Source organism: Micromonospora sp. U56 (assembly GCF_018070095.1).
Taxonomy (GTDB): Bacteria; Actinomycetota; Actinomycetes; order Mycobacteriales; family Micromonosporaceae; genus Micromonospora; species Micromonospora purpureochromogenes.
Genome location: NZ_JAGPYL010000006.1, coordinates 93895 through 105769 on the forward strand (window position 1 = coordinate 93895; position 11875 = coordinate 105769).

An 11875-nucleotide genomic window follows, 5' to 3' on the forward strand; every position below is an offset into this window, starting at 1 on the left:
TAGCCGGCCCCACCGACAGGCCGACGCCGGCGATTCGTCATAGCCGGGGAGTACGACTGACGACAGACCGATGATTTTCGGCTCGGTGGACGGTCTACCCAAGGGAACCGAGTGGGAAGGATGAGGATATGAGCGGCGTACGAGTGTTGGTGGGCACGCGCAAGGGCGCGTTCACGTTGACGTCGGACGGCAGGCGCGGCGACTGGACGGTCGACGGACCCCATTTCGGCGGCTGGGAGATCTACCACCTGAACGGGTCGCCGGTCGACCCGGACCGGCTCTACGCGTCCCAGTCCGGCGGCTGGTTCGGACAGCTGATCCAGCGCTCCGACGACGGCGGCAGGACCTGGAACCCGGTCGGCAACGACTTCGCCTACTCCGGCGAGGTCGGAGAGCACCTGTGGTACGACGGCACCCCGCGCCCGTGGGAGTTCAAGCGCATCTGGCACCTCGAGCCGTCCCGCCATGACCCCGACACGGTGTACGCCGGTGCGGAGGACGCCGCCCTCTACGTCTCCACCGACGGCGGCCTGAAGTGGAAGGAGCTCACCGCCCTTCGTACCCACCCGACCGGGCCGACCTGGCAGCCCGGTGCCGGCGGCATGTGCCTGCACACGATCATCCTGGACCCGGCGAACGAGGACCGGATCTACGTCGCCATCTCGGCGGCGGGCGCGTTCCGCAGCGACGACGCCGGCGCCAGTTGGCTGCCGATCAACAAGGGTCTGCGGTCCGGGGAGATCCCCGACCAGGACGCCGAGGTCGGCCACTGCGTGCACCACATCACCCAGCACCCGACCCGGCCGGACACCCTGTTCATGCAGAAGCACTGGGACGTCATGCGCAGCGACGACGCGGGCGCGAACTGGCGCGAGATCAGCGGAAACCTGCCGTCGGACTTCGGGTTCCCGATCGCGGTGCACGCGCACGAGCCGGAGACCATCTACGTCGTGCCGATCAAGAGCGACTCCGAGCACTTCCCGCCGGAGGGCAGGCTGCGCGTCTACCGCAGCCGCACCGGTGGCAACGACTGGGAGCCGTTGACCAGGGGACTGCCCCAGTCCGACTGCTACGTCAACGTGTACCGCGACGCGATGGCGGTCGACACGCTCGAACCGTGCGGGATCTACTTCGGCACCACCGGAGGTCAGGTCTACCACTCGGCGGACGGCGGCGACAGCTGGGCGCCGATCGTCCGGGACCTGCCGGCCGTGCTCTCCGTGGAAGCCCAGGTGCTGCCGTGATCCGGGTCGTCCTCCCGGCCCACCTGAAGAACCTGGCTCACGTCACCGGCGAGGTACGTCTCGAGGTGCCCGGTCCGGGTGCCGGCCGGGTCACCCAGCGCCTGGTGCTGGACACCCTCGAGGCGCAGTACCCCATGCTGCTCGGCACCATCCGCGACCGCCACAGCGGCAAGCGCCGCGCGTTCGTCCGCTTCTACGCCTGCGAGGAGGACCTCTCCAACGACCCGCCCGACGCGCCGCTGCCGGAGCGGGTCATCGCCGGCGAGGAACCGTTCATCATCCTCGGCGCGATGGCCGGGGGATAGCCCGGACCACGGCGAGGGCGGGTTCGCGGACATCCGGCTGCCGGGCCGGCTCGCCCGTTCCTCGCCGGTGGTTTCGGGTACCCGGGGCGGATGGCGGAGCTGCTCGAGGACGGCGACATCTACTTCCTCTACCGTCCCCGGGTCGAGGAGGAGCACGTCGACTCCCTGGAGGAGGTGCAGCGGCTGCTGGTGGTGATGCACCCGTGGCGGGGGCGGCACCTGCGACTGCTGGTGGTGGGGCGTAAACGCCTGCCCGATATCGAGAAGCACGACCGGTTCTGGGCGTTCGTCGACGCGGTGGTGGACCGGCCGGAGCAGCTGCACGAGGCGCTGCAGGCGCGGACGTACCGGACGAGGACCCGCGGCGAGCGGGAGCAGCCGCCGGCCCGCCCCGTGGCGGAGGGCGCGTACGTGATCGCCCGGCACGACGACCACACCCATCTCGCGTACGAACTCGAACTCCCGCTGCGGCTCGGCGAGGCGCAGCATGAGCTGAGCATCGAGCCGGAGCCGAGCTACATCGTCACGGTGAAGAACCCGCAGGCGCCCTCCCCGCCCGGGGTCGGACTCCGCGGCTCCCGGAAGGTCACGCTGCCCGCTGCGCTGCAGAAGAAGTTCCACGGTCGTCGGTTCGCCCCGCTCGACCCACCCGGCTTCCTCGATCACCCCGGGACCGAACTCGTGCTCATCGGCGCCGCCCACGACGCGTCCGAGGAGCTGCAGATCGACCTGGACGCGGAGGTCGAGCGCGCGGCCCGGAGCACCATCTTCGGGGATCTGCGGATCGGACGGCGGGAGCGTCCGGTCGCTCCGCTGTTCACCGGCGAATGGGCCTGAGCCCGAACTCAGCGGTCCGGGCTGTCCGCCGGTGCCATCACCCGCAACGCGTTCGCGTCCACCCCGACCCGGATCGGCGTCGTACCGCACAACTCGCCGTCCACCTCGACCCGCGCCGGCCGGTCGGTCTCCAGCCACAGCTCGCGCACCGCGAGGAAGGGCTCGTCGCGCAGCGTCCGCCGGTGCCCGGTGGCGGCGTTGCGGACGGTGGCGCGGATCAGCCCGCGCCGCGTCGCCCCGCCGACCGGGTACGCCACCAGCAGCCGGTCGTCGGCGTCGGCGTCCGCGGTGATCGGCCGGCCGGCGTGGAAGCCGCCGTTGGCCACGTAGAGCTGGTGGGTGACGAGTTCGTGGGTGGTGTCGCCGGCGCGGACGGTGGCGCGCAGTGGCCGGTGCCGGCCGAGCAACGCCAGGGCGGTCAGCGGGTACGCGAGCCGACCGGAGACCCGCTTCAGGCGCGGCGGCGTCCGGAGCATGATGTCGGCGGAGAGGCCCACGCCGACGTGGTTGGTGAACCGCCTTTCGCCGGCGATTCCCAGGTCGACGTCGATGACCTTGCCCTGGGTGAGGACCGCGACGGCGTCGTCCAGGTCCAGCGGAACGCTGACGGTGCGGGCGAAGTTGTTGGTGGTGCCCAGCGGCAGCAGGCCGAGCGCGATGTCCCGGTGGGCGAGCAACCGCCCGGCGGTGCTGAGCGTACCGTCGCCGCCGCCCACGACCAGGACGTCCGGCTTCAGGTCGGCGGCCGCGGCGACGCTCTCCTCCAGCTGCCCGGGCCGGTCGGTCCGGTACGTGCCGAGCAGGTCGAACCCGGCGGCGACCAACCTGGCCCGGGCCCGCTCGCAGTGTTCCCGGCCGCGGCGGGAGCCCGCGTTGATGACCAGCGCCGCCCTCCGGTCCCGCCGGATGGCCGCGGTCAGCTCCTGCTTCGTCCGCATGAACCCCGACCCTATATCCCGCCGGACCGTCGTCCGCTCCGTTGGCAAGCGTCGACTGCGCGATGGTGCCGAAGCCGAGCGAGGGAGGGTGCAAGCAGACTCGTCAGGCGTCGCAGGCGATGCCGTCTCCGTCGCGGTCGAGGTCGTAGATGTCCCGGCCGACCACCCGCAGCGGTCCGTCGACGTACGCGGGACCGTTGCCGCTGCCACCGGCACAGTCAACATCACTGGCGATGGGCACGCAGGCGCCGCTGTAGTTCGGGTCGCACGTCCGAGCCTCCTTGGTGCCGACCCTGACGACCTGTGTGACCGGCGCCTTCGTGATCTCCGACTTGACCAGCTTCTTTGCCGTCTGAACGCCGTCCGCGAGGGTGACCTGGTAGGTGAGGGTCCTGACGCCCGGAACCCCACGGGTGGTCACCTTCCTGGTGCCCTTCGCCAGCGAGGAGTCGTAGACCGTCCGGGTCTGGTACCCCACCTTCTGCGTCTCGGTGACAGTGCGCGTCTGCACCACCGGTGTCGCGGGGGCCGTCGGTGTCGCTGCCGGCGTACTCGGGGCCTGCGTCGGTGCCGCCTCGGCCGCGCTCGGGGAGGGGTCGTCCGCGGCCTGGACAGTCGGGATGGACTCAGCGGCCGGATCCTTCGCCCCCTGTGAACTGGGCGGCGGCGGAGAGACGATCGCCGCGATGGTGACTCCTCCGCAGCACAGCAGCACGAGCGTGACGGCGCTGATCGCCACGATCTTCAAGGTGCTGTTGGACTTCCGTGGCTGTTGACTCCAGCCACCGGCCGCTGCGGGAAACTGAGCGGTCGGATACGGCGGCGTTCTCCAGTCGTGACCGGCCGGTGGCACAGCAGGGGGAGGCGGCGGAGGTGGTGGCTGCTCGTGCCACGGGTCCTGCGGAGGCTGGTACGTCACACCCTGAGTGTGCTGAGCAGGGCCGATGTGCAGCACCCGCCGGTCGGTCACCCGTATCGGTCTTTTGAGGACACCTCACCATACGATCATCCGGCCAGGCGCGTTCGCCAAAGATCAAGTTCGGTGGAAGTCGTCGCCGCGGGGTGCAGAGCGGCGGTTCGGCGTCCCCGGTGGTGAGCGTGAGAGGTGCCCACCTGGGGGAGCGGGCTTCGGATGACAGGTTGACGGCCGGTCGAGTTGCCGGGGTCTACGGTCGGGTATGGGCTTCTCGATCAAGCTGGCGCCCGGCGTGCGCATCCGCGCATCGTCGCGAGGCATCCGGACCAGCCTCGGTCCGCGCGCCGCCCGAGTGCACGTCGGCGCCGGGCGCGCAGGGTTCTCCAGCGGCGTCGGACCCGTCGGTTTCTACACCTCCCTGGGTGGTGGTCGGGGCGGCAGCCGTTCCGGTCGCCGTCCGTCGGCAGCGGCGTACCAGCGGCAGGTGGCCAGCCAGCAGCGGAAGGCCGTGCAGGCACAGCGGGCCGAGGAGGCGCGACACCTGGCGCAGGCATTCCTAGGCATCCTCGCCCTGCACCGGGTCGACTTCCCCGTCGCCACCCGACCGGTCGCGCCGCAACCGGCGGCCCCCGATCGCGACAGCATCTACCAGCACTACGAGCAGCACGCCCTGGCCGGCATCGGCTTGTTCGAACGCGCCAGACGAGCCCAGGCCAAGCAGCAGGCCGTGCGGTGGGCAGAGGCCGAGGTGCAACGGCAGTGGGCCACCCGCTGCGAGCAGCAGGCCGCCTGGCAGCAGTACCTCGACCAGCGCTGGCACCAGCTGTGCACCAATGACGCCGAGGTGGTCCTGGAAACGTTGGAGGAAGCGTTCGAGGACAACGAGGCCCCGAGCGCCGCTGTCGGCGTCGCCGACGGGGAGGTCTCCCTCGCCGTGCTGGTGCCGAGCATCGATCAGGTCGTGCCCGAGCGCATGCCCACCACCACCCAGGCCGGCAACCTGTCGCTGCGCAAGCTGGCCCAGCGCGATCGCGCCGCCTATTACCAACTGTTCGCGTGCGGGCAGGTCCTCGTCACGATCCGGGAAGCCTTCGCCGTTGCACCCGGCCTCCGCTCTGCCCGGGTCGCGGTGCTCCGGCACGACGGCATGGACAGCTACGGGCGGCCTCGGATGTCGTGCCTGCTCGCTGCCAAGATCGACCGTCAGGCGCTGGAAGGTGTGCGCTGGGATGCGGTGGACGCAGCTACCGTCGTCACCGACACCAGCAGTGAACTGCTGCTGAACCAGCGGCCCCGCACCGGGGAACTGCAACCCCTCAACCTCGACGCCGAGCCCGCACTCGCCGGACTCGTCGGCGCCGTCGACCTCGCCGAACTCACCGGAGCCGAGTAGGTACGCGGGCGGCCCTCAGCGGTCCCGGCCCGGCAGATGATCACCCCGCGATCGCCCGGCGTGTTCCGTCAGGTCCGCTGCCACCCGGACCTGCCGGCGCTGTGCCGGGCGGCGCAGGCCCCGTCACCTGGGGGACGTGCGCGCTGGCTCCGGGCTGCGGGACGGCTTGGGGCTGTGGGACGGCTCCGGGCTCCGCGACGGGCTCGACCTGGGCGATTGAGTCGGCGTCGGCGTCGGCTTCGCGGTCGGGCTGGCGCTCACGGTCGGCGTCGGCTGCGCCGAGGTCGGCTTCGGCGTCGCCGGGGCGGTGGGCGACGGGGTGTCGTCCGGGAACGTCGGCTCCTGGAACCGGTACTTGTCCGGGTCGAGTTTCAATGCGGCCGTGGCCTGTTCCATGAACTGCCGCCAGATCGGCCCCGGGCCGGTGGACCCGTAGACCTCGTAGCTGCCGTCGGAGGTCTTCAGCGGCTTGCCGTCGACGGTGCCGAGCCAGACCGCGGCGGCCAGCGCGCCCGTGTAGCCGACCATCCAGGTGTGCACGTTCTGGGTGGTGCTCGTCCCGGCCTGCCAGGTGCCGGTCTTGCCGGCGGAGTCCCAGCCGTTGTCGAGCTTGGCCGCCTTCACCCGGCTCAGCGTCCAGTTGAGCTGGTTGACCGCCTCCCGGTCGAGCCCGATGTCGGTCTGCACCAGCTGTTCGTCGAGGATCTTCTCGTCGCCCTTGGTCACCGCGCGGACGAAGTGCGCGTCGGCCCGCTTCCCGCCGGCGGCGAAGGTCGCCATGCCGTTGGCGTGGTCCTGCACGGTGATGCCGTACTGGCCGATGCCGACCTCGGTGGAGAAGTGCCGCGCCAGCTCCTCACCCGAGTGGCCGCGCAGTTCGATCCGCTTCGGCCGCGGGTTGCCCTTCTCGTTGGCCCACATCGAGTCGACGCCGGCCTTGGTGGCCATGTCGATCACTCTGGCGGTGCCGAGCTGCTCGGTGAGTGCGAAGTAGGTGACGTTGAGCGAGGCGACGGTGGCCTCCCACAGCGCGCAGTCCGGCTGGCACGGGGCCCGCTCGGCGTTGCGGATCGGGCCGGCCGGGCTGCCCTTCGTCCGGCCGGAGGCGGGGAACTCCTTGGTTTCCGGCGAGTCGAAGTGCTGCTTCACCGAGATCTTCTCCTGCACCGCCGTGGCCAGGTCGTACACCTTGAACGACGACCCCGGCGGGTGCTGGCCGAAGCCGCGGGCCTCGCCGTTCTCGTCCTGGTACCAGCCGGCGTAGTCGGCGCCGGAGCCGTCGCTGCCGCCGTGGTAGCCGAGCACCCGGCCGGTGCCGGGCTCCACCGCCACGAGGGCGGCCTGCCAGTTCTTCGGCTGGCCGCGGACCGCCTCGGGGGCGGTGTCGCGCCGGAGGTCGGCGGCCGCGTCGGCGGCGTCCTGGACCCGCTTGTCGATGGTGGTGACGATCTTGAAGCCGCCGTTGCGGATGTAGTCGGCGGGTTTGCCCTGGAACGGCTCGGTCTGCCGCAGCTCGCTGAGCACGTGGTTGACCACCAGGCCGGTCGGCCGGTCGAGGTTGGATCGGCCGGCGGCGGGATCGAGCGGCTTCACCGTGTCCGGGTACGCCAGGTTGGCCGCCTCGTCCGCCGACAGGTAGCCCAGCTTCACCATGCCGTCGCGGATGTAGTTCCACCGGTCGATCGAGTTCTGCCGGGCCAGGGGACTGCGCCGCGGATCGTAGCCGGGCTGGCCCTCGGGGTCGTCCGGGTCGGCCTCCGGCTGCTTCACCATGGCGCAGAGCACCATCGCCTCCGCCGTGGTCAGCTGGTTCGCCGCCGGCGCGTCGCGGCGCACCGTCTTGCCGAAGTACGCCTGCGCGGCCGCCTCGATGCCGTACGAGCCCCGCCCGAACGGCACGGTGTTCAGGTAGAAGCCGAGGATCTCCTCCTTGCTGTACTTGTCGTCGAGCTTCCACGCGATGACCGCCTCGCGGAGCTTGCGCGAGTAGGAGACGCCCTTGAGGTCGGCGGCCACCCGGGCGTACTGCTGGGTGATCGTCGACGCGCCCTGGCGCTGGCCGCCGGTGACGTTCGACCAGGCGGCGCGCAGCACCCCGCTGAAGTCGATGCCCTCGTTGGTCCAGAACGTGCGATCCTCCGTCGCCACGATCGCCTGCTTGGCGGCGTCGTTCATCTCCGGGTAGGGCACGATCGTGCGGTTCTCGGTGCCGAGTTTCGCCATCGGCGTGCGACCGTCGGCGAAGTAGACCGTGGTCGACTCCGGCAGTTCCAGGTCGCTGGGCGTGGGCACGCTGTCGACGTAGTACGCCCCTGCGGTGAGACCGGTGCCCGCCAGCAGCGCCAGCACGGCGAGGATGATCAGCAGGCGCCGACGCCGCCGTTTCCGCGCCGTCGGAGCGGCGGTCGATCCGGATACGGTGCCAGCGCTGTCGTTGTTACCGGTAGGAGACACCCGCACCCGGTACCCCGCGGCCGGCCCGCCGAATCTTGACCGGCCCGCTGTCGCGAGTTCTCCCGTTCCGGGCCGCTTGATCTGCCGGTCAGGTCATGATGACCGGGTGCCCCGCTGGCGGTGGTGCGGTGAACGGGGGAGCGGTCGTGCAGGACGTAACGGTCGAGCCGGTGGTCACCGGCGCACAGGTGCCCGGCCTGGCCGAGATGGTGTGGGACAACGCCCGACAGGCGCCCGACGTGGTGCAGTTCGTCCGTCCGGATCCGATTTCCCGGTCGTGGCCGGCCCGCCGGTCCGTGCAGGGCCGGGCGCTGCCGGTGACGTGCGAGCAGTTCCGCGACGACGTGCTCACCCTCGCCCGCGGGTTCATCGCCGCCGGTGTCGGGCACGGCGACCGGGTCGGTCTGATGAGCCGCACCCGCTACGAGTGGAGCCTCGTCGACTACGCCCTGTGGTCCGTCGGCGCGGTCACCGTTCCGATCTACGAGACCTCCAGCGCTGACCAGTTGGGGTGGATCCTGGCGGACTCGGGTGCGGTGGGGTGTGTGGTGGAGACCGCCGCGCACGACGCGATGCTGGCCGGCTTGCGCGACGACCTGCCGGCGCTGCGCCAGACGTGGCAGATCGAGGGCGGCGGGCTGATCGCCCTGGCGGGGCAGGGCCGCACCGTCGACGACGGGCAGGTCGAGGCGCGGCGGCGGGCGGTGTCGGGCGGGGACCTGGCCACGATCGTCTACACCAGCGGCACGACCGGCCGGCCGAAGGGCTGCGCGCTGACCCACCGCAACATCTACTGCGACGTCACCAACGCGACCTCGGTGCTGCCGGAGCTGTTGCATTCGGGCGCGTCGACGGTGCTGTTCCTGCCGCTGGCGCACGCGTTCGCCCGACTGATCCAGGTGGGTGTGGTGCGCGCCCGCGCGACGATGGTGCACAGCGCCGACCCGGGCAGGGTCTTCGAGCAGCTGCGGAAGTGCCGCCCGACGTTCATCCTCGCGGTGCCGCGGGTGTTCGAGAAGATGTACGCCAGGGCCCGACGGCGCGCCGAGGACAGCCACCGGGGACGGCTGTTCGCCGTCGCGGATGCCGTCGCCGTGCGGTACAGCCGCGCCCTGGACACCGAGCGAGGTCCGAACATCCTGCTGCGGCTGGCGCGCGCCGGGTGCGACGTGCTGGCGTACCGGACGTTGCGCGCCGCCCTCGGCGGACGGTGCCGGCTGGCGATGGCCGGCGGTGCGCCGCTGGAACAGCGGCTGGCGCACTTCTTCCGCGGCGCCGGCATCACCGTCCTGGAGGGGTATGGGCTGACCGAGACCTCTCCGGCGGTGACGGCGAACGTGCCCTCGGCGATGCGGATCGGCACCGTCGGCCGCCCGCTGCCCGGCGTGGAGATCCGCATCGCCGACGGCGGGGAGGTTCTCGTCCGCGGCGAGATGGTCTTCTCCGGTTACTGGAACAACCCCGACGCCACCCGGGCGACCCTCACCGACGACGGCTGGCTGCGCACCGGTGACCTCGGCAGTCTCGACCCCGACGGCTACCTGCGCATCACCGGTCGCATCAAGGAGATCATCGTGACGGCGGCGGGGAAGAACCTCGCCCCCGCTCCGATCGAGGAGCAGGTCCGCGCGCACCCCCTGGTCGGCCAGTGCATGCTCGTCGGCAACGGCCGCCCCTACGTGACCGCCCTGGTCACCATCGATCCACCGGCCTGGCAACGGTGGCGGGTCGCCCACGGCCACCCGGACGCGGACGTGGCCGACCTGCGGGACGACCCCGAGTTGCGCCAGGAGATCCAGGCCGCGGTCGACCAGGCCAACCAGGCGGTGTCCAAGGCGGAACAGGTCAAGCAGTTCCGGATCCTGCCCCGCGACCTCACCGAAGCCGACGGGGAGCTCACCCCCACCTTGAAGATCAAACGCGAGGCGGTCCAGGCCCGCTACGCCGCCGACATCGAGGCGCTCTACCGCGGCCACTGACCTGTCCGACCGCCGGTCGCCACCCGGCCGGCTACGGCGACGTCGGCGCGCCGAACGCGGCGAGTGCCGCGCAGATCCGGGGGAGTGCCGTGCCGATCGGTTCGCGGATCACCTCGACGGCGAGGTCGTCGTACGGGGTCGGATCGCGGTTGACGACGACGAGGCGGTTACCCGCGTTCACCGCCACCGCGCACAGCGAGGCGACCGGCTCGACCTGGAGTGAACTGCCGACCGCGAGCATGAGCTGGCTGTGCGCGGCGATCCGCTCGGCGTGGCCGATCGTCGCCGCGTCGAGGTGCTGGCCGAAGAGCACCACGGCCAGCTTGAGGATGGCGCCGCAGTCGAGGCACCGGGGGTCCCCGTCGCCAGCCGCCACCCGGGCCAGGGTTCGCTCGCTGGGCGTGCGCGTGCCGCAGCCGGTGCAGACCACCTCGTGCATCGTGCCGTGCAGTTCGAGCGCCTTTCGCGGGCCGGAGCCAGCCTTCTGGTGCAGTCCGTCGACGTTCTGGGTCAGGATGCGTACCGCCACCCCGGCCCGCTCCAGCTCGGCGAGCGCGCGGTGCGCCGGGTTGGGCTCGGCCTGCCACGCGGCATGCCCGAGATAGGTCCGCCAGAACCTCGCCCGCACGGCCGGGTCGGCCAGGAACGAGCGGTGGGTGAACGCGTCGGCCAGGGCCGGGTCGCGCGTCCAGACGCCGGACGGGCCCCGGTAGTCGGGGATGCCGGAGTCGGTCGAGATGCCGGCCCCGGTGAGCACGGCCACCCGGGTCACGCCGTCCGCCCAGCTCATGTCGTTCATGACCGCCGATGGTAGGGGCGGGGCCCGGTACCGGCGAACGGGATTCCGCGTCGACCCGCCCGGTCCGGCCGGATCGGGAACGCCGAGTCGGCGCGTGATCGCGCTCGTCCCACCCGGAGGACGGGCGCGCTTCAGAGCCAGGGCAGCGGGTCGACCGGACGGCCGCCGAGACGAACCTCGAAGTGCAGGTGCGGGCCGGTGGAGGCGCCGGTCGACCCGACCAGTCCGATCACCTGGCCGGCGCGGACCCGCTGGCCGGGCGACACCAGCAGCCGGGACTGATGGCCGTAGCAGGTGGACAGCCGCTGCCCGTCCGCCCGGCCGTGTGCGATGCAGGTGTAGTTGCCGTAGCCGCCGTACCAGCCGACCCGCGCGACGCGGCCGTCGGCGGCCGCCAGGATGGGGGTGCCGGTCGGGGCGGCGAGATCCACCCCGGCGTGCAACTGCCAGACCCGGTAGTACGGGTCGAACCGGGTGCCGAACCGGCTGGTGAGTCGGCCCGCCAGTGGTCGGCCGAGCCGGCCGTGACCCACCGTGGCGACGGTGCGGGCCGGTGCCGCCACGGCGGGCGCGGCGCGTACCCGACGGTCGATCTCCTGCCGGAGCCGCGTCTCCTCCTGCCGGCGGCGGACGAGTTCGGCCTGGCCGGCGGTGATCGCGCCGGAGAGCGCGACGGCGCGGCCGGTGGGGGTGTCCGCGACGTCCGCGGCGTCCGCCACGGTCAACGGCGAGGCCGCGTCCGCGTCCCCGCCGGCGGTCAGGGTGGTCAGCAGGTGCAGCACCGGATCCGGTCCGCGCCGCACCGTGGCGAGGTCGGCGCGGGTCCGGGCGAGGGTGTTCTCCAGGTACTGGATCCGGTGCTGGACGTCGCCGAGCGCGGCGACCTGGCGGGCCGGTGGCGTGCCGGCCGGGTCCACCGGCGGCTGCGGGTAGAGGTCAGCTCCGGGGTCGCCGGCGGGGTGCGCGGGCGCCGATGCGGGGTCCGCCCTCGACCCGCCGCTGCCGGGGGG

The 11875-nt window shown here is 72.0% G+C and carries 10 protein-coding genes; 5 read left to right on the forward strand and 5 right to left on the reverse strand.

The window, feature by feature from the left end; translation table 11 throughout:
* The first annotated feature begins 128 nt into the window (after positions 1-128).
* The 3 genes from KBX37_RS04770 (at position 129) to KBX37_RS04780 (ending at position 2386) form a co-directional block, all read left to right on the forward strand.
* Positions 129-1244, forward strand: coding sequence for a sialidase family protein (locus KBX37_RS04770; protein WP_210774701.1), 1116 nt, complete (start codon positions 129-131; stop codon positions 1242-1244).
* Positions 1241-1549 (forward strand): MoaD/ThiS family protein, encoded by a 309-nt coding sequence (locus KBX37_RS04775; RefSeq protein ID WP_210774702.1) that lies wholly within the window; start codon positions 1241-1243, stop codon positions 1547-1549. The genes KBX37_RS04770 and KBX37_RS04775 overlap by 4 nt, the downstream gene beginning before the upstream one ends.
* 90 nt (positions 1550-1639) lie before the next feature.
* On the forward strand, positions 1640-2386 hold the full coding sequence (locus tag KBX37_RS04780; protein WP_210774703.1) for a hypothetical protein: 747 nt from the start codon (positions 1640-1642) through the stop codon (positions 2384-2386).
* A gap of 8 nt (positions 2387-2394) precedes the next feature.
* Here KBX37_RS04780 and KBX37_RS04785 read toward each other — a convergent pair whose 3' ends face one another.
* A complete protein-coding gene (locus KBX37_RS04785) occupies positions 2395-3324 on the reverse strand; it encodes a diacylglycerol kinase family protein (protein ID WP_210774704.1) in 930 nt (309 codons plus the stop codon).
* A 103-nt stretch (positions 3325-3427) separates the two neighbouring features.
* Entirely contained in the window at positions 3428-3835 is a 408-nt protein-coding gene (locus KBX37_RS04790; RefSeq protein WP_307848951.1) for a G5 domain-containing protein, read from the reverse strand.
* Between the two features lie 667 nt (positions 3836-4502).
* On the opposite strand from KBX37_RS04790, the gene KBX37_RS04795 reads away from it, so the two are divergent.
* The gene (locus KBX37_RS04795; RefSeq protein ID WP_210774705.1) at positions 4503-5633 is read left to right on the forward strand and encodes a DUF4236 domain-containing protein; all 1131 of its coding nucleotides are present in this window, start codon (positions 4503-4505) and stop codon (positions 5631-5633) included.
* A gap of 123 nt (positions 5634-5756) precedes the next feature.
* On the opposite strand, the gene KBX37_RS04800 is transcribed toward KBX37_RS04795, so the two are convergent.
* Positions 5757-7982, reverse strand: coding sequence for a transglycosylase domain-containing protein (locus KBX37_RS04800; RefSeq protein ID WP_307848952.1), 2226 nt, complete (start codon positions 7980-7982; stop codon positions 5757-5759).
* A gap of 251 nt (positions 7983-8233) precedes the next feature.
* Between KBX37_RS04800 and KBX37_RS04805 the strand changes: the two genes are divergently transcribed.
* Positions 8234-10066 (forward strand): AMP-dependent synthetase/ligase, encoded by a 1833-nt coding sequence (locus KBX37_RS04805; RefSeq protein ID WP_307848953.1) that lies wholly within the window; start codon positions 8234-8236, stop codon positions 10064-10066.
* 31 nt (positions 10067-10097) lie between these two features.
* Here KBX37_RS04805 and KBX37_RS04810 read toward each other — a convergent pair whose 3' ends face one another.
* Positions 10098-10865, reverse strand: coding sequence for a Sir2 family NAD-dependent protein deacetylase (locus KBX37_RS04810; RefSeq protein WP_247657034.1), 768 nt, complete (start codon positions 10863-10865; stop codon positions 10098-10100).
* Between the two features lie 131 nt (positions 10866-10996).
* The coding region (locus tag KBX37_RS04815) for a M23 family metallopeptidase (protein WP_247657035.1) at positions 10997-11875 on the reverse strand (879 nt) is incomplete at its 5' end.

Coding starts and splice junctions, on each gene's coding strand:
- KBX37_RS04770 (WP_210774701.1), top strand. CDS start 129: ATGAGCGGCGTACGAGTGTTGGTGGGCACGCGCAAGGGCGCGTTCACG.
- KBX37_RS04780 (WP_210774703.1), top strand. CDS start 1,640: ATGGCGGAGCTGCTCGAGGACGGCGACATCTACTTCCTCTACCGTCCC.
- KBX37_RS04785 (WP_210774704.1), bottom strand. CDS start 3,324: ATGCGGACGAAGCAGGAGCTGACCGCGGCCATCCGGCGGGACCGGAGG.
- KBX37_RS04795 (WP_210774705.1), top strand. CDS start 4,503: ATGGGCTTCTCGATCAAGCTGGCGCCCGGCGTGCGCATCCGCGCATCG.
- KBX37_RS04810 (WP_247657034.1), bottom strand. CDS start 10,865: ATGAACGACATGAGCTGGGCGGACGGCGTGACCCGGGTGGCCGTGCTC.